General features: G+C 28.8%; 19 protein-coding genes and 1 pseudogene. 2 read left to right on the forward strand and 18 right to left on the reverse strand.

The window, feature by feature from the left end; genetic code table 11:
* Positions 1-147: 147 nt before the first annotated feature.
* The 3 genes from uppS to AGR56_RS21495 form a co-directional block, all read right to left on the reverse strand.
* The gene (gene uppS, locus AGR56_RS06210; RefSeq protein ID WP_053241538.1) at positions 148-792 is read right to left on the reverse strand and encodes a polyprenyl diphosphate synthase; all 645 of its coding nucleotides are present in this window, start codon (positions 790-792) and stop codon (positions 148-150) included.
* A gap of 162 nt (positions 793-954) precedes the next feature.
* Positions 955-1371 carry a substrate-binding domain-containing protein gene (locus AGR56_RS21490; protein ID WP_347460516.1) on the reverse strand — a complete coding sequence of 139 codons (417 nt, stop codon included), beginning with the start codon at positions 1369-1371 and terminating at the stop codon, positions 955-957.
* Between the two features lie 149 nt (positions 1372-1520).
* Positions 1521-1973, reverse strand: a complete 453-nt coding sequence (locus tag AGR56_RS21495; protein WP_242851344.1) for a LacI family DNA-binding transcriptional regulator — start codon at positions 1971-1973, stop codon at positions 1521-1523.
* Positions 1974-2320: 347 nt separating this feature from the next.
* On the opposite strand from AGR56_RS21495, the gene galE reads away from it, so the two are divergent.
* Positions 2321-3310 (forward strand): UDP-glucose 4-epimerase GalE, encoded by a 990-nt coding sequence (gene galE / locus AGR56_RS06220; RefSeq protein ID WP_053241539.1) that lies wholly within the window; start codon positions 2321-2323, stop codon positions 3308-3310.
* A gap of 125 nt (positions 3311-3435) precedes the next feature.
* Here galE and AGR56_RS06225 read toward each other — a convergent pair.
* Together AGR56_RS06225 and galT are read right to left on the reverse strand one after the other, a co-directional pair.
* Positions 3436-4585, reverse strand: a pseudogene (locus AGR56_RS06225) (galactokinase).
* A gap of 177 nt (positions 4586-4762) precedes the next feature.
* Positions 4763-5752 carry a galactose-1-phosphate uridylyltransferase gene (gene galT, locus AGR56_RS06230; RefSeq protein ID WP_053241540.1) on the reverse strand — a complete coding sequence of 330 codons (990 nt, stop codon included), beginning with the start codon at positions 5750-5752 and terminating at the stop codon, positions 4763-4765.
* A gap of 264 nt (positions 5753-6016) precedes the next feature.
* Here galT and AGR56_RS06235 point away from each other — a divergent pair, with 264 nt between their 5' ends.
* A complete protein-coding gene (locus tag AGR56_RS06235) occupies positions 6017-6517 on the forward strand; it encodes a GtrA family protein (RefSeq protein ID WP_084756893.1) in 501 nt (166 codons plus the stop codon).
* 20 nt (positions 6518-6537) lie between these two features.
* On the opposite strand, the gene AGR56_RS06240 is transcribed toward AGR56_RS06235, so the two are convergent.
* From AGR56_RS06240 to AGR56_RS06290, 13 genes are all read right to left on the reverse strand, one after another.
* Positions 6538-7767 carry an HD domain-containing protein gene (locus tag AGR56_RS06240; protein ID WP_198149949.1) on the reverse strand — a complete coding sequence of 410 codons (1230 nt, stop codon included), beginning with the start codon at positions 7765-7767 and terminating at the stop codon, positions 6538-6540.
* Between the two features lie 174 nt (positions 7768-7941).
* Positions 7942-9684: a glycosyltransferase gene (locus tag AGR56_RS06245; protein WP_347460413.1), complete on the reverse strand. Its 1743-nt coding sequence runs from the start codon at positions 9682-9684 to the stop codon at positions 7942-7944.
* Between the two features lie 150 nt (positions 9685-9834).
* Positions 9835-10680: a hypothetical protein gene (locus AGR56_RS20105; protein WP_157055687.1), complete on the reverse strand. Its 846-nt coding sequence runs from the start codon at positions 10678-10680 to the stop codon at positions 9835-9837.
* A 227-nt stretch (positions 10681-10907) separates the two neighbouring features.
* A complete protein-coding gene (locus tag AGR56_RS21500; protein WP_278279681.1) occupies positions 10908-11309 on the reverse strand; it encodes an HD domain-containing protein in 402 nt (133 codons plus the stop codon).
* Entirely contained in the window at positions 11310-11465 is a 156-nt protein-coding gene (locus AGR56_RS21505) for a hypothetical protein (RefSeq protein ID WP_242851345.1), read from the reverse strand. It abuts the gene before it with no gap.
* Positions 11466-11606: 141 nt separating this feature from the next.
* Positions 11607-14078 carry a DEAD/DEAH box helicase family protein gene (locus tag AGR56_RS06265; protein ID WP_053241543.1) on the reverse strand — a complete coding sequence of 824 codons (2472 nt, stop codon included), beginning with the start codon at positions 14076-14078 and terminating at the stop codon, positions 11607-11609.
* Between the two features lie 74 nt (positions 14079-14152).
* Positions 14153-14587, reverse strand: a complete 435-nt coding sequence (locus tag AGR56_RS20735) for a hypothetical protein (RefSeq protein WP_198149951.1) — start codon at positions 14585-14587, stop codon at positions 14153-14155.
* 59 nt (positions 14588-14646) lie between these two features.
* Positions 14647-16140: a DUF262 domain-containing protein gene (locus AGR56_RS06270; protein ID WP_198150082.1), complete on the reverse strand. Its 1494-nt coding sequence runs from the start codon at positions 16138-16140 to the stop codon at positions 14647-14649.
* The gene (locus AGR56_RS22620) at positions 16098-16220 is read right to left on the reverse strand and encodes a hypothetical protein (RefSeq protein ID WP_278279581.1); all 123 of its coding nucleotides are present in this window, start codon (positions 16218-16220) and stop codon (positions 16098-16100) included. Before AGR56_RS22620 ends, AGR56_RS06270 begins: the two co-directional genes overlap by 43 nt.
* Positions 16221-16273: 53 nt before the next feature.
* Positions 16274-16477, reverse strand: coding sequence for a hypothetical protein (locus tag AGR56_RS06275; protein WP_053241544.1), 204 nt, complete (start codon positions 16475-16477; stop codon positions 16274-16276).
* Between the two features lie 2 nt (positions 16478-16479).
* Positions 16480-16863 carry a hypothetical protein gene (locus AGR56_RS06280; RefSeq protein ID WP_053241545.1) on the reverse strand — a complete coding sequence of 128 codons (384 nt, stop codon included), beginning with the start codon at positions 16861-16863 and terminating at the stop codon, positions 16480-16482.
* Between the two features lie 38 nt (positions 16864-16901).
* Positions 16902-19178 (reverse strand): PHP domain-containing protein, encoded by a 2277-nt coding sequence (locus tag AGR56_RS06285; RefSeq protein ID WP_053241546.1) that lies wholly within the window; start codon positions 19176-19178, stop codon positions 16902-16904.
* 109 nt (positions 19179-19287) lie between these two features.
* Positions 19288-20109, reverse strand: coding sequence for a hypothetical protein (locus tag AGR56_RS06290; RefSeq protein WP_053241547.1), 822 nt, complete (start codon positions 20107-20109; stop codon positions 19288-19290).
* Between the last annotated feature and the right edge of the window lie 41 nt (positions 20110-20150).

The following is a 20150-nucleotide window of genomic DNA, read 5'->3' on the forward strand; positions in this document are numbered from 1 at the left end:
TTATAAAAAACAGGTAAATCCAATACTATAATACTATTTTTTTATAATATAGTAAATAAGTAAATCAATAGTGTTACATTTTTTTAACTTCATATAACATATTGCTTTAATAAATATTTAATTTGAACTAGATTTATCACTGATTATCTAGCCTCCTAATGTTATATCTTGTTTATCGTACCATTCTAGTGCTTCATAAAAATGTTCCTCTCTAAAATCTGGCCAATAATCATCTATAACATAAAAATCCGCATAGGCTGATTGAACTGGTAAAAATCCACTTAATCTTCTTCTACCACCCCATCTAATTATCAAATCTACTCTAGATACATTTTTAGATGCTATATTATTCATTATATTTTTTGTATCAATGTTCTCTCTATTAATTATTTGGCCCAAATCCCACTGCCAGCTATAATTAACTAGAAAGTTTACCTTTATTCCACCACTCCCAAACTGTTTCCTTTCTGTATAATAATTTAATTTTTCTGGAAACATTTTTGAATCTCTATTTCCTACCACAAGAAGTGATGCGTTTTCTTTTGAAAGGACATCTACTGAATTCATGCATGCATTTGTAAACGCAATTCTCTGTTCTCTAGGTCTTTTTGTATTATCTACTGTAAAACCATAATATGTAATTTCACTTATTCCAACTTTTTCACATAGCTTAAAAAGGCAAAATCCCGGATTTATACCATTTTTATAACCCATTTCTTTTGGCATGCCCTTTGACTGTGCCCATCTTCTATTTCCATCTGGAATTATTCCTATATGTTTTGGTAATCTCAAATTAACCCCACCTTAAATATTGTATAAACATTTATTTAGATAGTATTGACTATAGTAATAATACTTATTCAATATAAGGCACATATTTCTATTTGAAATCAGAAGTATAAAAAATTTCTATCACTTTAAATTAAAGCATTAAACTCATAATTTAATCAAATCTTAAACCTTTCTGCAGCTATCCCTTATTATAAGTTTTGTATTTAATGTTATAATACTAGTTTGCTGATTTTTATTATTTATTACATCTAACAACATTTTAGCAGCATTTTCTCCGAGCTTATACATATTTTGATCTACAGTGGTTATTTGTGGTTCTACAAGGCTTGATATAACAATATTATCAAACCCAATTATTGATACATCTTTTGGAACATCATAATTTAATCTCTTACATGCATTAAGAACTCCTAATGCCATTAGATCATTACATGCAAAAACTGCTGTAGGTAAAGGAATATTTCTTAACTCCTTAAGCATAATATCCATAGTTACATACACAGTCTCATAACTGTTTCCTTGGCCTACATCTACAATGTGCTTATTTTTTAAGAGCTTATGTTTTTTAAGAATATCTATATAAACCTCTTTCTTTAAATCATAAGAATAAACTTTTTCTTCCTTTTACAAAAATAATATTTTTATGTCCAAGCTCTAATAAGTAATTAATTGCCTGCTTTGTGCCACTTTCTTGATCATTCAGCACAAAATTACATTTTATGTCTTTATTATATCCATTTATGCAAACAAGGGGCAAATTTTTTTCCAACACTTTCATAAAATCCATTTTTTATATTTTCAGTTTTGGGATCAATAGAAATAATGCCATCAACCTGCCTTGCTATAAGTGAATTTATATACATAACCTCTTGATTTGCTTTATCTCCCGTATCACAAAGATAAATAGAATATCCACTATTTTTAAGTGAAGTTTCTATAGCTTTTATAACAGTTGGAAAAAACAAATTATCTATTCTTGGAACTAAAACTCCTATAGTCTTAGTATTTTGGTTTATTAACGCTCTAGCAAGTACGTTAGGGCTAAATTTCAGTTTTTCTATTGCTGCTTCAACCCTTTTTCTTGTTTCATCCTTTACAGGATAATTATTATTTATAACTCTAGATACAGTACTCATTGAAACATTTGCTTCTTTTGCAACATCCTTAATATTTACCGCCATAAGTAGACCCCCACGCTAGAAAATCTTTTCTTAAATTTTACTAGTTAATTTTATAATTGTAAATACATCAAACAAAAAATAATGAAGATTTCCCTTTAATTTAAGTAAAACATATGATAAAATATATTTATGAATAGAAAACCTTTTCTGAATTTCTTATTTTATTAACAAAAACTTCAATAAAATAATTATTAATGTTTAAATTTGGGATTGCCTATTATGTTATAATATAGTAGAGCAATTTTAACTAAGTCTATATATGAGTCATAATCCCTTAGAAATTGAGATTTATGAACATAAATAAAACTTTTATTACACTTATATGATTTAATTTAGGAGGTTTTAAAATGAAAGTATTAGTTTGTGGTGGTGCTGGTTATATAGGAAGCCACATGGTAGCTCATTTATTAGAAAATAAACATGAAGTTGTTGTTCTTGATAATCTTCAGACTGGACATAAGTCCTCTTTACTTGGTGGTAAACTTTATATTGGCGATTTAAGAGATTCTGAAATTTTGGACAAAGTTTTTTCCGAAAATAAAATAGATGCTGTAATAGATTTTGCTGCTAATTCTCTTGTTGGTGAAAGTGTAGAAAAACCATTAAAGTATTTTGAAAATAACATTTATTCAGTTATAAAGCTTTTAGAAGCAATGAACAAACATGGAGTAAAATACATTGTATTTTCATCTACCGCTGCTACTTACGGGGAACCTGAAAATACACCTATACAAGAAGAAGATAAAACCTTCCCTACTAATCCATATGGTGAATCAAAACTTGCTGTTGAAAAGATATTAAAATGGTGTGACAAAGCATATGGAATAAAATATACAGCTTTAAGATATTTTAACGCTTGCGGTGCTCACATAAACGGCAAAATAGGAGAAGATCATAACCCTGAAAGTCATCTTATTCCAATAATATTACAGGCTGCCTCAGGTGTAAGAGAAAAGATAATGATTTTTGGTGATGACTATAATACTGCTGATGGATCGTGTGTAAGAGATTATGTACATGTTTCTGACCTTGCTTCTGCACATTTATTAGCTTTACAAAGGCTTCAAAATGGCGGCGACAGCAAAATATACAATTTGGGAAATGGCAAAGGCTTTTCTGTTAAAGAGGTTATAGATGTAGCAAGAAAAGTTACTGGAATAAACATAAAGGCAGAAGTTGCTGGAAGGCGTGCTGGTGATCCTGCTACTCTAATAGCTTCTTCTGAAAAGGCTATTAAAGAACTAGGTTGGGAGCCTAAATTTAATTCCCTTGAAACAATAATAGCTACAGCTTGGAAATGGCACAGCAGTCATCCACATGGCTACAGCGAAAAATAAAACTGAAAGAATTTAATAACTGGTTACTTTAGAGATTAAAAAAGATAAAAGAGTGCAAAAATCTAAAATTTTGCACTCTTTTATTTTACTTTAACTCAATGGTTTATTTATGATTTTATTGCAATTTACCTTTTTACTTGATGTGTGCCTTCACCAATTCCACTTAAATAAAAGCTCGGTTCATATCCTATTCTCTTAGTATAATTTGGCTTAACTTTATCTATAAAACTATCTATCTTATCCTTCTTGACTAAAGCTATAGCACAACCTCCAAAACCGGCACCTGTCATTCTAGCTCCATCACAGCCATCAGCTAAAAGAGCTTCCTCAACAATTGTATCAAGTTCTTTTCCTGTAACTTCATATAAATTCTTAAGTGAATTATGAGATTCTATTAAGAGCCTTCCAAACTCCGTTAAGTCTCCATTATTAAGACATTCAAATGCTTTAAGAACTCTTGCATTTTCATATACTGAATGCTTAGCTCTATTTTTAACATTTTCATCTGTAAAAAGTTTTTCAAGTTTCATCAAATTCCTCTGGCTTAATCTCACATAAGTTTTTCACAGGTTTAACTTTTCTAATTATTTCAAGCGCTTTCTCACACTCTGCTCTTCTCTCATTGTACTTTGACTCATTTAAAGCTCTTCTCTTGTTAGTATTCATTATAACTATAGAATAATCTAAAAGCTTTACATCCGCATAATCATATTCGCATGTTTCACAGTTTAAAAGTATTGCCTTGTCCTTTTTCCCCATTCCCACTGCAAATTGATCCATTATTCCACAATTTACACCTATAAATTCGTTTTCAGCCTTTTGAGAAAGTTTTACTATTTCTACTCTATCAATCTTTCCATCGTTAAATAAGTTATTTACTATAACTCCTACTAAAACTTCAAGAGATGCTGATGAAGAAAGACCTGCACCATTTGGTATGTTACCACTTATAAGTATATCCATTCCTTTCACACCGTATCCTTTATCTTGCATCATCTTAATTACACCTTTAGGATAGTTTGCCCAATCATCTTTTTTCTCATAGTGTAAATCGTTTAAATCACAGTTAACCTTTAACTCAAAGTTTGTCGAAGCGAAATTAACTTTATTATCATCTCTAATCTTTACCATAGCATATGTGCCAAAATCTAAAGCACATGGAAACACAAATCCTCCATTGTAGTCTATATGCTCTCCAATAAGATTAATTCTACCAGGTGAATGAAATACATATTCACTGTCACAGCCATATACTTCTTTGAATTTTTTTCTAATTTTAAAACTTCCATACTGCTACCTCCAAATTAATAAAAATTTATTAATAATATATTTAAATGTCCAACTTCTGTTGCATTATAGTTTTATTAATTTAATTTTAAGCTTATGCATGTCCTGTACTGTGTTAAATGCAGCCTTTTGAAACATGCATAAGCTAAACTTTGACTAATTTAATTATTTATCGTTTTTACTTAAATATTTCTTATAAGCTTCCTTTAACTCTTCTGCAGTTTCTTCAACTGATCTTGGATTACATGCTGCCCAGGCTCCCATTTCTGACGATGCATAATATTTAATCTTCTCTTTTGATCTTAATGGTGGATAAAATTCAACATGAAAATGATAATAATCATCATAGTTTCCATACTCAGGTGAATTAACAGGAGCTTGATGTATACACATCATATAAGGAAATCTTCTATCAAATAAAGAATCAAAAGTTCCTGACACCTTTTTTAAAATATCAGCAAAATTATTCTTTTCTCTATCATCAAAGTCTACCATTTTGCTTATATGATTTTTGCTAACTATAAACATACCATAGGGATAATCAGTAAAGAATGGTAAATAAGCTAAAAAATCTTCATTTTCAATTATTATTCTATTCTTAAACTCTTGTTCCTCTTTATTCATTCTACATATTAAGCATTCGTCATTTTCCTCATAATGCTTTTTACATGAATTAAGCTCAGTTTTAATTTTAAGAGGCATTTTAGAATATGCATATATCTGTCCATGAGGATGAGGCATTGTAACCCCAACTTCTTCTCCTCTATTTTCAAATTCAAAAATATATTTAACTTTTTCATCTTTGCTTAATTCAGTATATCTTTCACTCCATAAATCTACAAGTTTTCTTATATGATCTAAAGGCAATTCGCTGAGTGTCTTAGTATGTTCAGGTGAATAAAGGATTACTTCACATTTTCCATAAGCTTTTTCAGTTTTATAGAAATTTGATCCTACTGTATCTGGTTCTGGTGGTTCCTTTGATAATGCTGGAAAATCATTATCATATTCATAAACCTCATAATGTTCTGGTACCTTCTTTCCTGGTCCTGGACAAAATGGACACCAGTCTTTAGGCATTTGTGGTCTATTTTGTCTATTTGATGCCACCATTGTCCAATCTCCCAATAGTGGGTTCCATCTTAATTCTGCCATAGTATTCTCCTCCTAATTTAGAAATCCTTTTCTATAATTTTAAAAATAAATTTTAAAGTTATTTAGGGATATTTAGAAAACCTTTTCTATTTCTTATCTATATAATATCAGATGTTGAATTCATTTTCAATAGAATTTTTTAGTTTTTGGCCATATTTTAAAAATGCCACTATTCTCTTCTGCTACTATATGAACTCATTTTTCTTGACATCATTTTGTTTAAAAGTTATATTATTATTTAGAATAAAATTAAGGTGGTATCACATGAAAACTTTGTATGAAATTAAGGATAAATATTTAACCGAAAGCAATATTGAAAAAATATCTTACCTCATTTTTGGAGGGTTCACTACTTTAATCAATTTAGTATCTTACTGGTTTTTTGCATATATACTTAATTTTAATTATATGATTGCTTCTATATTCGCATGGGTTTTCGCTGTAGCTTTTGCATTTATAACAAACAAGCTATTTGTTTTTAAAAGCTATAGTAAAAATCTAAGCACCTTATTAAAAGAAACTATATCCTTTTTTACATTTAGAATTTTATCTCTTTTCATGGACTTAGGAACTATGTTTCTATGTGTTCAAATTATTAAAATGCACAGCTTAATTGCAAAAATAATAGCAAATATAATTGTAATTATATTTAATTATTTTGCAAGTAAGTTTATTATATTCAAAAATAGATATGTTCATTTTTCTAAATTTTCTATATTTATTTACAGAGTGCTTTATTGTGGTTATAGAAGGATAATGGGCTAAAGCCCAAACCTCGCGTATGATTACTCAAATTTTATTAATTCTTGGAAAATCTTTATGGCGAAATTGTCGGTCATTCCAGTTATGTAATAGACAACTGCTCTTGTGTAACCTTCCTTTGTATCGACGTTGTATATTGGCTTATTTTTATAACTTTGTGGTCTAAATCTATTATCTTCACCAAAAGAATATTTAATAAGCCAATCCTTAAAGGAATGTATTAACTCTGGATAATCTTTCCTTGCCAATTCAAGTTCCTTAAAAATATTCCTTTCATTATAAAAATCAATAAGAGTGCTATATATAGATTTAATTATAAGTCTTACATATTTTTTAAAGGGTTCTAGTCTTTTATGATTATATATATTTTCATAATTAAATTCCTTTATTGAGTTTAAAAGCTGTAAACACCTATCTGAAAACCTAAGCCCTTCTTCAATGGAACTATTCTCGCATAAATCTACAGTAAATTTATTCATGAAAAAAGTGTTATTTATATTTTCTACATTAAGATTTGAATATTCACCTATAATCTCTTTTAGTTCTTCAACCTTTTTTATTGATAATATTTTAAGAGTAAGTGCATCTTCTATATCTCGTCCTAAATATGATATTTTATCTGATATTTTTACAACACACCCTTCCCAGGTATAAGGGGAATACTGATTTGGTCTTGATATTTCATTTAAATCAATATACTCTTGTCTTGGAAACAATGCGCTCTCATTGACTTCACCGCAGTGACTTATAATTCCGTCTCTCACTGCATACGTTATATTTAAATTTCTCTCATTTCCCATTTGATCGGTTATAGTTTCTAGTTCATCTACAAATTTAAGGCTATTTCTTTCATGCCAATATGTACCATTTATTTCTTCTTTTATTACTTCTCTTAGTATTCTCTCACCCTCATGACCAAATGGAGCATGTCCCAAATCATGCCCAATTGCGATAGCATTAGAAAGTTCTGTATTAAGTCCCATAAATTTTGATATACTGTAGCTTACAGCTGCAACATGATTTACATGTTCTATTCTAGTGCATATATGATCATGATTTGTTGCAAAGAAAACCTGAGTTTTATGCTTTAACCGTCTATATGCCGTACAATGTAAAATTTTACTATAATCCCTTTCAAAGTCACTTTCTATATCAATTTCTCTTTCATAAATATTTTCATTCCTGCTTATATAATTATTCCATAATGGATTTTCAATGTTAGCAGCTACCTTTTTAAATTTACCTGTCTGCAAAACATCATCTCCTCTCTACAATATATTTATATATTAATAGTATACAAAATTTAGTGCTAATATATCAAATTAACTATTTTGAGTGAAAGATTTTAATTACTCACATATTAAAACCCTTCACCCATTATTATTCACATTGCTTTTAATATATCCAACCCATAATTATCATATACATCAAAAAAGTTTTATGGACCTCAATATCTCCTTTTTTGCCATCTCAATATATCCATGCTTATAATACAATTCCCCCAAAATATTCAGTACATTTTTGTCACTTATTAAATTTAAAAGTTCCAATGACAGTTCAAATTTATCGAATTCTTTATTTATAAGAAAAATATCACAAATTTTAAAAATTATATTTGTATACCCTTTTTCTTTTTCATCCTCCGATAATACCTTGATTTTTTTTCCCTCAAACAAATTTATAAACTGTTCATATACCTCAACTTCTTTTTTATTTCCCCTATTTATTTCGTCTTCCTTAATACTTTCTAGTAGTTTTTCTGCCTCCTCATATTGTTCATTTAAAACAAATGCTGTAACTTTGTTTATCACAAAATTAATATAATAGATACTTTCTTTTGTCATGCTATTCATTTTTATACATTCATCATAGTTTCCAGTTCTTAAAAGGCAGTTTGACTTAAACATCTTTAAATCTTCATTGGCAATTCCTGCTTCTTCACATTTTCTTTCATACTCAAGAGCAACTTCATAATATCCTTCACTAAAAAATATATCACCTATAATCTGATATGCTTTAGGATATTCTGAAAAAAGTCTTTCAATTATAGTTTTAATTTCTTCTATAGGTCTTTTTTCTTCTTTTAATATATGGCAAATATTATAAACACACTCTACAGAATCTCGCTTTGCCCTTATTGTATCTTCGTAATATTTAAAAGCACTCTTATAATCCTTAAGCTTCATATAAATATTTGCAAGTTCATAAGATGACTTAAAACTTTCTGTACCATATATGAATTTAATCTCAGGGGGTGGATTTCCTATTTTAATACATTTTTCAAAAACTCTTATTGCCATAGTATACTTACCTTGAATTTCATATATAATTCCTTTTAAATAATATATATCTGTAGACATTCTATAATATTCAATACCTTTATCTGCTAATTGAAGAGCATCATCGTATTTCTTTAGATCTATATTTACAATAATCATTCTAGTTATTAGTACAAAAGAATATCCTTTGTTCAAACTAAAATCTTCATAAGCTTTAGAATAAAACTCCAAGGCTTTTTCATTATCTCCCAAAGCATAATACTCGTTTCCAAGATTGAAGTAAGTGTACCCATCATTTGGATTTTTACTTATTTGATCTTTTAAAAGAGTTATATTCCTGTGTCTTTTATCCTTATCTTTCATAGTGCTTTCAAGATAACCATAGTGATATATTCTTATTTGACAGCTTGTTCCTCTGCACTCATGACTATTATTTATAAGTTGGTTATGAACCTCACCTTCATAAAGGAAACCATAGTTATTTTTAAACAGTCTAGGATTTAAGTTCACACTAATATTAGAGGTATCAGGTCTGTTGCCACAGTAATTTAAAGTTTCAAAATAGTAGATTACATTTTCATTCAAGTGCTGCACTAGCTCTTTAAATTTCACCTTATCTTCACTGCAAAATTCATCGTCAGCATCCATTATTAGTATCCAATCTTTAGTAGCATATTTTAAAGATACATTTCTTGCTTCACTAAAATTATTATTCCATTTAAAATAATATAATTTCGCTCCAAAACTTTTAGCTATATCTATAGTTTTATCACTTGACCCTGTATCAACTACAATGATTTCATCTACTATATCTTTAACACTATTAAGACATTGTGATAAATACTTTTCTTCATTTTTTACAATCATGCATAAGCTTATTTCATTATTCATGAAATATGACCCTCCTTAGGCTATACATAGAAAATTTATAAAACTGCTTAAAAAGGTACCTCACATTATTATGTGAGGTATCATAATTTAGCCGTAATGCATTAATCCTATAAAATTTAAACATCTTATAGAATTATTGATGTCTGTCCATTAATATCTAGCATTAAACACAACCGTAATGTCTTGACTAGTTGTTGCTGCGTCATTACTTTCCAATCTAACAGCAACATATTTCATATAATAATCTCTTGTTATAACTTTAGGTGTATTATTAACAAGTGTAGCAGTCTCATTAATCATTACTAAAGGATATAATGCTGTATTCGTGCTAGGAGTTGCTCCAAGTTGAACAGTTACATTTCCCGAAGCCTGAGCTTTTAACAAATACCATGACATTTCTGAGAAACCAGATATATCAATCAAATTAAGCCATGTTGGGGTAGCACTTGTTAAAGTTCTAGTTTGAACTGTTGCATAAAATGCTCTATCAACTAAACCAACTGATACTGTTGAAGTTATTCCGCTTAAAGTGCCCACTGCACTTAAAGTGCCAATTGTTTCTAACCTTGTTATTGTGCCGACCGTACTCAGCCTTGTTACAGTGCCTACTGCACTGACTTTACCTATCGTCGCTACGGAAGCCAATCTGTCTATGGTTCCGACTGAACTTAATCTTGTTACTGTGCCGACTCCTGAAACTCTTCCGATTGTTGCTACTGATGCTAATCTATCTATTGTTCCTACTGAGCTCAACCTCGTTACTGTTCCAACTGCGGCAACTCTTCCAATTGTTGCTACAGAAGCCAATCTGTCTATGGTTCCGACTGAACTTAATCTTGTTATGGTTCCGACTGCAGCAATTCTTCCGATTGTGGCTACTGATGCTAATCTATCTATTGTTCCGACTGAGCTTAATCTCGTTACTGTTCCAACTGCAGCAACTCTTCCGATTGTGGCTACTGATGCTAATCTATCTATTGTTCCTACTGAGCTCAACCTCGTTACTGTTCCAACTGCAGCAACTCTTCCAATTGTTGCTACTTTGCAAAAGAATCCGGATGTTTATTTTGTGCACCCTTTTTTAAGAAAAACATATCAAAACCTTTTAAAAATTATCTTGACATATTACCAGATTGCTTTTCTGTGCGATTATATAATCATCAGAGTAAGTATTTAAAAGTCCAAATATACTCTCAAATACTTTTAAACTTGATAATCCAAACCTAGGCTAATATAGCTTTTACATAAGCTCTTTTGTCTTTATAATATTCCCTGCCCTCTTCAGACATTTTATTATAACTTCTTTCAAGTTTATTTTTAACAAACTCAGTGCCTTCGTCAATATTCATCTTTCTCTGAACAAAGGCTAAGTAAAACAACGCAGGCAATTCATCATAATGAGAAATTGCATCAGCATCGGCAACACATCTTTCTTCTATAGTTCTTTTTTCTTTTAATACACTCCCACGATGATTCAATATGCATAATTTAACAAGTTCAATTTTATCTTTTGGGTAATTATATTTTTTCAAAATTTCTTCTGCCATAGCTGCTCCATAAATATGATGCTCTTTATAAAGCTTATAATCTGTAACAGATGCTATATCATGTAACCAGCCTGCTATTTAACACACCTTGACATCTGCTTTATATACTTTGGCAAGTGCAGCCGCATTTTTCGCTACACTTTTAATATGTTCATAGCTCACCTGTCCAAAAAAATTATTTGAACTCTCACATCTTCTCTTTATGTCTTCCTTTATATCCTCAAGCATACCCATTTTTTTATTCTCCTCCACGTTATACGAATTTTAAAACCAATCTATAAGCAATCATATAATCGAATATATTGAACATATGTTCAGATGTCAAATTTACATATAACTGGATTATGAAGAATTTATGGAAACAACTGCTATACCTTAAATATTTTTTACCTTTTCAAGTCTCTCCTTATAAAACTTACTCGTTCTATAATCTATAACATCCTTAAAATGCTTTATAAAAACTTTATTTTTCTCGAACTCTTTTAAGGAGGCTTTTATACAATACATATCTCCATTATCGTAAAAAAACTCATCAGCAGAATTTAAAAAAGCGGCTCTTGGATTTTTAGCAATCTTTAAATATTCTTTCTTTCCCCACGTTAAATAATCTTTAGTAGACTTATCTCTTATTAAATCTACTGCATTTGAAGCTTTGCTGTAAAATTCCTTAAAGCTTAAATAAATTTCATCCTCAGTTACAGATAATTTGAAGTATCCATTGTTATAAAAAGCAAGTAATAAAGGCATCTTATAAGTTTTAGTCATAGAAGTAGTTTCTAATAACTTTATAAAGTCATGCGCCTTAGTTTTTACGAGAGATTTTTCTTCTTCATTAAGTTCATCTATTGAATCTAAGAAACCTAAATAATCATTAAAAATATTGATTTTAGTTTTAGCTCTAATATTACTGTAAATATCATCATCCATATACTTGTACATTTCATATCTAGTCGGAACTCTTCCAAGTTCATTTTTTATTCTGTAAAACTCTTCTTTAACCAAATCTACTAACTTTTTCTCGTCTTCTGCCATTTTCTTAAACAAATCAATAAGCTTAAAATCAAAATCTACAATACAATCTTCTGGATATTCTTCTTCTTTTGGGAATACTTTATTTTTAGCTTTAGAATCTATATTTCTTACATCACCACTCAAAAGATATGGAACTAAATTCGCCTTTTTATAATTTCCTATGAAGTCCAGCACATTCAAATATTTTTTACTGCCGCACCTTCTAAGCCCACGACCTAACTGCTGCAAAAATACAGTGGTTGATTCCGTTGGTCGTAAAAACATAACCATATCTACATCAGGTACATCAAGCCCCTCATTAAACATGTCCACAGAAAAAAGTACTTTTATTTCTTCCTCCTTGAATTTCCTTAAAGCTTCTTCCCTATCCATAGAGCAGCTCATTTTTTCTCCACTCAATACAGCACAGGCAGATATTCCATTATGGCAAAAATATTCTGCCATATAATTTGCATGCTTTCTACTAGAACAAAAGCCTAATGCTCTTTTGCTGTTATATTTTTTATAATGATTTAAAATTAAATCTGCACGTTTCTCTATCATAAAAGCTTCATCTAATTCTTTTTCATTGTACTTTCCATTATTAAAGCTTATTTTACTATAATCCGTATCATCAAAAATACCATAATATCTAAATGGCACAAGCCAGCCTTTGTTTATGGCTTCTTTAAGTCTTACCTCATAAACAATATTATAGCTGCATATTTCAAAAACATCCTTGTTGTCCATTCTTTCTGGTGTAGCTGTAATTCCAAGCAAAAACTTTGGCTTAAAATAATCTATTATGTTTTGATAATTTCCTGCCGCTGCATGATGAAATTCATCTATTACAATATAATCAAAATAATCTCTTTTAAAATATTCTTCACATAAATATTGTGCTTGTCCTAAAGTTTGAACTGTTGCAAATAAAATATGACAATTGGTATCTTTATTACTGCCGCTAAAAAATCCTGTAGAATCCTTTGGCCTGACAGATTTAAATGAAGCCTCTGCTTGATTTAAAATTTCCTGCCTATGTGCTACGAACAGTACTTTTTCAAAACCTTTTGAATCAAAAGCCGCTAAATAGGTTTTTCCTATACCTGTAGCCGCAACTACAATGCCTCTATCCCAACCTTCCAGCCTTGATTTTTTAAGTTCATACAAAGCTTCTATTTGAGCAGCTTTAGGCGTAGGATAAGCAATTATATTTTCTTCTTCCCCATCTTCTAATTTTTCTATATCGTAAAAAACCTTTGGTCTTCTCCAAACTTTTGAATATCTCTGAAGTTCATTGTCATCCACTATAATTGTATGGTTCAAAAATAAATCTTCAAAAGTTCTTTTATACTGTTCAAAATCCTCTTCATGTCCATGTTTTGTAATTCTATAATTCCATTCAATCCCACTTGTTAAAGCCGACCTTGATATATTTGAAGAACCTATAAATATGTCCCCGCCATTTTCATATTCAAATATGTATGCCTTTGGATGAAAGGATTTATTGGGGACATTGTAAAACCTTAAGTCAACCTCGTCACCAAGGGCATCTTTTAAAAGATACAATGCCTGCGGCTGAGTTATGTTAAGATAGTTTCCTGTTAAAATTCTTATTGGCACACCCTTTTTTACAACCTCTTTCAAATCCTCTACTATTAGCTTAACTCCTGATTCCATTAGAAAAGCTACTATTATGTCCATAGATTTAGCTTGGGTAATAGAGGACTTTAACTGAGGGAGAAGGTGGTTGGTGTCGCCAGTGATGCAGTTTAAAGATTCTATGTCCTTATATTGTAAAAATTGTTCAGTTGTTAAATATTCTTTTGTATTCATAAATATCTTCCTTTTATAATTTACTGCATAAAATATTTAGCTATAATTTTAGTAATTATCGCCACAATTTACAATTAATATCTTAAATCTTTTATAGTCCTATCTTCATCATCATCCTTGTATTTCCAAAACGTCCATCCATTCGTAGATGTATCTTTCCCCGATATTTTTTTCTTTGCTACATCTGCAGCTTTAGATACTGATTTATACTTAATTCCATCTAAAAATATTTCCTGTGTTTCTCTATTAAATTTTGCATTAATTATTTTCTTATTATACTTAGCAAATACATTTATATTATTGCCTATTATTTTCTTCTTTTCTTTATAATATATTTCTTTAATTTTGTCTTTTTTATCTATAATATTTTCTTTAATACATTCAAAAATTCTTTTAGCCCTATCTTCAATAAATACAGAAAAAAATTCATTATAATCTCCATCCATAATTTCAATAGGTATCATATGTTTTTTTAATGATTCTTTTAATTTATCATTTTTATAATACAATTCATTTAAGTATTTATCTGGAGCACTTTTTCCTATCTTTATATTCGTAATTTTAGGAATTAAAGTTCTGTTAACAACACAATCAATACAAGCAAAATCCTCATCCTCAGAAATATATTCTTGTAAATAAGCTTTAGGAAATATATGATGATCATCAACTTTTCATTAAATGATATTTTAGAATTACTTGTCCAGTCTGTTAACCCTCCTGAAATATAGTTTATGAAATTTAATATACCCTTATATATTGCACTACCCTTTTTAGTAAAACTATATAAATCCTCTGGTTGATCTATTACTATCTTAAAATCTCTAAAATAACTTTCATCAGATATTTTTTCTTCCTTAGCTATAAGCGTTAACATTTTACTATCACGAATGATCACTTCATTTGTCGCCCCGCCTGCATACCTTTGAGAAAATATAGACCCCCAATACCAATATTTAATAAATTCTAATTGAAGTTGATTCATCTGGTTAAAAGATTTGTTAGGCAAATTATTTAGAAATATCATCAATGGAATTAGCATATTACTATGCGGTATCCAATCTTGCGTTATAATAAAATTATTTTTAAATAAAAAATCTAGTGTATTTGTATACAATCTACATATATTATTCCAGTACAAATTAAAGTGTTCACACGTTAAGGTCGATAAAATATATCCTTTGTCTATATTTTTTCCATTACTTACAAAAAACGCAATAGTTCTAACCAATATTTCTCTCTCAATATTATATCCTGTTGTACCTTTTAATTCATCTACTTTTGCTCTCAATCTAAAACCACTATTCAATTTAGCTACTAAAATATCAATAAAATCTAATCTAACTCCTAAACTATTACTTCTTTCAAAAAATAAAGCAAATTTTTCAGAACTCATATCTAAAAGAAAATATGATACCATTTTTTCTGCTTTAAAAAGATCTTGTAATTTACTAACAACAATCAAAAATTCTTCAAAATAGTAATCTATATTTTCATCATCTACCTGTTTTACAAACTCAAGGTTGTTAAAATATTTTTCTTGTAGTGGTTTTTCTCGCATTTTATTTTCAATCATTTCAAATGCGTCTCCAACATTTATAGATAATCTTGAATCATCTTGTTTTCCTGAAAATCCAAATATTATTTGTTCCAATGTCATATCATTAAAATCTTTATCTTGTCCCAATTCGTCTTCATTTTTTACTATCAACCATACATTATCAATTTTTTTCAGTGCTCTGTAAATAGATGTAATCCTTTGTTGTCCATCTAGTACAGCCTTAAAATTACCAACTTTAACTTTTTCGTTTATTTGTTCCTTGGTAAAAAATATTGTTTTTAAAGATTCACGTTTTTTTCCTTTCGTTTTTCTAGGCCTAGTATCTATTTCTCTAACTGCTATCTCAAATGATGGTATCCCATAAATAATTGATCCTATAAATATATCCCTTACTAATGAATCAAACAATTCATAAGTTTTGCTCTCATCCCATACAAAATCTCTTTGAAAATCTGGTAGTACTATCTGATTTTGTCTATTTCTTTTACTATATCCTGTATTGATTCTGTATTTTGCTTATTATTCTCGTTCATTTTCTTTACCTCCCTCATACATTTTTTAATAAAATCATGTAAATTCTTCACTTAACTACCATCATCTAAATTATAGATTATTTTTAACATATATTATAAAATGACTAACTAAATATATATTTTTCTTCTCTCTTTTTAAATGAATTCATAGTCCCTTCTAAAATTGTTACAACACATTCATTAATTGTAGCATCTTCTATTGCACCACTTTCAACTATTACTTTTTGATCCATTTCCTTATCAATTCTGATATGAATTATTTGATCCGAATCTGCTACAATTGCAAGGTTAGGATTATGAGTTACCATAATTATTTGCCTACGTTTTTTGCTACTTGAATAAATGGCACTAATATTTTTGCTACACTCTGATTATCTAAATTATCTTCTGGTTGATCAATTATTAATGGTATGTCACTCATATCCAATAATAAATAAAAAATTAATAACAACGCTCCCCTTTCACCTGGTGATAGCTTGTCTAATGTTTTAAAATCGCTGATAAGTTCATATTTATTAGTAACATAACTCATACCATATATATAATTATAAAACTCCAAAATTTTATTACCTTTTATTTGTTCATTTATACTAACTTTATAGTCTTTCATCTTTCTTACAATTAAATTTGGAATTTTAATATAATCATCCATATTATCAATATCTGCAAATTCATCTATAGTTTTTTCCAGCACATATTGGTCATCTCTAAATATATTTTTTCTTTGCTTATTTATATAGTAAAAAATTCCTCCTGAAAATTTTCTTTTATAACTAAACCAGATCTTATATTTATATTATAATCTTTTAAAAGATCACTATTTTGTTTTAAAAAATTATCTATTGGTACCTTAAACCTATTATATATTTCAATTATCTTCTTCTTTTCTTTATATATTTTTTCTGTAATATCATCTCTTTCTTTGCATAATAAGTTAAGATCATTTTGTATATCATTTGATACATAGTTAATTTCACTTTTAACCTTATCAACATCTAGTTTCTTATTAGTATTTTCTTTTTTCCACTCTTCAAAAGCGTTTATATATTTATCATATCTTTTAATATTATTATCTTCTTCAGCAATTATCTTTGCCTTATTTGCTTCTTCTACTTGTAATTTATATTTCAATCCAACTTTTTGAGCTTCATCGCCCAATATTTCTTCTGTTTCTTTTATTTCCTTTGCATATTTTGCAATTACATCTTCTATTTCCTTAACATTAAACTGTATATTTATTATATTTTCTATATTTATATTGTATTTCCTTAACTGTTCTCCCAGTTTTGATCTTTCAGATAAAAACCTAGCACTAATATCTTCTAAACTATGTTTTAATATTTCTAAATTACTCTTTTTAATTTTTATATCCACTAAAATTTTATCTTGCTTTGCTATTTCAATATTATATTTATCTATTTCTTTTACACTATAATCATATTGTTTTTGCTTCTCTTTGCCCAATGTTGGTTTTTCTACTTTAAGTGGGCGAATTTTTTGATGCGCTTCTAATTTTATTTGAGAATCTTGAAGTAAAGCCTTTTGACTCTCTAAATAAGATGGTATTAACTTATTTTCTAAATCAACTATTTCTTTATTCTTATCTGATAATTCATTCATAAAAAATTCTATATTGTCATTAATTGATTTTGTATGTTTTTTAATTAATGCTTTTAATGTTATTTCTTTTTCTTTTTCTTCTTCGCTTAGTCTAGAAAATATAACGCTATCAACTTCATTCGTAAATTTCTCCAGCTCAGTATCTGTACATATCTCTTCAAAATATTGTTGTGGAATACTCTTAACTCTTTCTACAGCACTAACATCAGGCTCTTCTCCAAGATTTCTTTCAATAAATGACTCATCAGATTTCCACTTTATTCTTCCAACAAAGTTATTTGCTAATTTATTCTTTAAAAACTTTTTATTATTTAAAAATGCAAATTTATTATATTTTTTACTATTAGCAATCCACGCAATTATCTCTGCTAATGCGGATTTTCCATTTCCTTTATTGCCAATTATGCTAATTAACCCACTATTTAATGGTATTGAAATGTCTTTGAACCATTCTCCTTTTTTTCCATCATAATTTTCACTCCATCCAACTCTAATCTCATCCAAAAATTTTGTTGGATTCTTTTTTACCCTTTCAAGTTGCTCTGGAATGTCTCTTAGATAAATTCTATTTTCATAATCGACTATTGCTTGCTTTAATCCATTAAAAGAGTTATTAGCTTTTATCCACGAGAATTTTTCACCAAAACTTTTATAATCTTTTTTTTCATGTGAATCCGAACCCACTATACAAGGTTTCCCAAATCTTTTCATGTAAAACGACGCATTTTTAGCTTCTCCCCTGTTAAAGTTAGGTAACTCAATCAAATCTATCTTTTTTGTCATAATTTCAGTTTTTGTAATATCTAATGCTTTATACAAGTTGTCAGGATTATTATTATATGGATTAGATAATTCTTTTTCTATACTCCCGTGTTTATCACCACCATGTATAATAACCAATCCTCCCAGCTTATGTGTCAATTCAACTGTTTCATCAAACGGAACCGATGTATTCAATAATCCCTTCGCATAATCTCCATTTCCTTTAGATTCTATTTTACTTTGCGTTAAATCTAACTTGGAACAAAAATTATCATAAATAATCGCCTTAGTTGTCTTTTTCATAGTATTTTCTATTTCAATTTCTTTAGGAAATACACATATTATATGTACTCCATGCTGTCCTTTATCAGTTTTAAGTTCAATTCCCGGCAAAAAATCTATCAAATCTTTATACTTTCCTTTATTACAAGCTTTAGTTTCATATACTTTCCAAATTTCATCTAATGCATCGACATTACTGTGATCTGTTATTGAAATCATTTTAATATCATTTTCAATCGCAACTTTAAAGATATCCTCAATTTCCATTTTAGTTCTACACTCTCTAGAATACTTAGAATGCAAATGCAAATCCCATTTTAGCCATTCCGATCCCCTTGTTATCATAAATCTAACTCCTTATTTAATATTTGTACATTTAAACTCAATGTACATTTTATCTAAAGCAGAATATAAGTATTATAAATCATAACTTTTTAGACCGATTAATTTTCCACTAATAAAAAATTATTTTATTATATTTCATCCCCATCTTACACTTGAATCCATTCTCATAACATATTTTCTCAATAAGTTTAACAAACCAACTATCAGCATCAGGATTTATAGCTATAGTATCCACTAATCTATTTAATTCAACTGGTATATTTAATCCAAAACCTCCAGATTCTTTTAGTTCATATTTAAATTCGTATAATCCACTGTCAAATTCATTTAGTTTGTATGCTACTACTCTAAGTTCACTCTCGCTATGATATCTCTTTCTCTTTAAAAACACATATCCTAATTTATCATAGCTGTCAACTGCTATATGCTTTTTTTCATTAACATAATTAATCTTTCTAATCTCAAAGAAGAAATTTTCTTTGCAATAAGCGAAAGCATCTACTAACATTTCATATTTCGTTACTATCGCCACACTATTCGGATTATTACTAGTATATTTGGACCACATTAATTCTGAATCCGTATCATCACAATTCCAGCAATTAACGAATGTATTTTTTTTAGCATCTTCGTAGATATTATAGAAGATATGCTTGAATTCTTCAGGTAGTAATCTATGCTTATCTTTACTAAATTGATTTTTAAGAATTAAATAAGGGGTATTTCCTAACATAATAGCTACCATATCATCTAAATTAAATTCTCCTTCACTTTTATCCGTAAAATCATCCAATTTTGAAAACCAAATAGCTTTAAACTCAACAATACACATAAATTGAGAAAAAGACATATATCTCCATAGTAATTGTTCCTTGCCAATATTATTGCTATATGTTACTTTTTCTTTTAATGAATACTTACTATAATCCATAAAATCACCTCTTCATAATGTGATAATCAATATAAATTGAG

Source organism: Clostridium sp. DMHC 10 (genome assembly GCF_001270375.1).
Classification (GTDB): Bacteria; Bacillota; Clostridia; order Clostridiales; family Clostridiaceae; genus Clostridium_S; species Clostridium_S guangxiense.

Bases quoted from the DNA above. Each gene is read 5' to 3' on its own strand.
- AGR56_RS06285 (WP_053241546.1), bottom strand. From the start codon at position 19,178: ATGATAACAAGGGGATCGGAATGGCTAAAATGGGATTTGCATTTGCAT.
- AGR56_RS06275 (WP_053241544.1), bottom strand. From the start codon at position 16,477: ATGGTAACTCATAATCCTAACCTTGCAATTGTAGCAGATTCGGATCAA.
- AGR56_RS06245 (WP_347460413.1), bottom strand. From the start codon at position 9,684: ATGAATAATGAAATAAGCTTATGCATGATTGTAAAAAATGAAGAAAAG.
- AGR56_RS06235 (WP_084756893.1), top strand. From the start codon at position 6,017: ATGAAAACTTTGTATGAAATTAAGGATAAATATTTAACCGAAAGCAAT.
- AGR56_RS21495 (WP_242851344.1), bottom strand. From the start codon at position 1,973: ATGGCGGTAAATATTAAGGATGTTGCAAAAGAAGCAAATGTTTCAATG.
- galT (WP_053241540.1), bottom strand. From the start codon at position 5,752: ATGGCAGAATTAAGATGGAACCCACTATTGGGAGATTGGACAATGGTG.
- galE (WP_053241539.1), top strand. From the start codon at position 2,321: ATGAAAGTATTAGTTTGTGGTGGTGCTGGTTATATAGGAAGCCACATG.
- AGR56_RS21505 (WP_242851345.1), bottom strand. From the start codon at position 11,465: ATGGGTATGCTTGAGGATATAAAGGAAGACATAAAGAGAAGATGTGAG.
- AGR56_RS06265 (WP_053241543.1), bottom strand. From the start codon at position 14,078: ATGAATACAAAAGAATATTTAACAACTGAACAATTTTTACAATATAAG.
- AGR56_RS06290 (WP_053241547.1), bottom strand. From the start codon at position 20,109: ATGGATTATAGTAAGTATTCATTAAAAGAAAAAGTAACATATAGCAAT.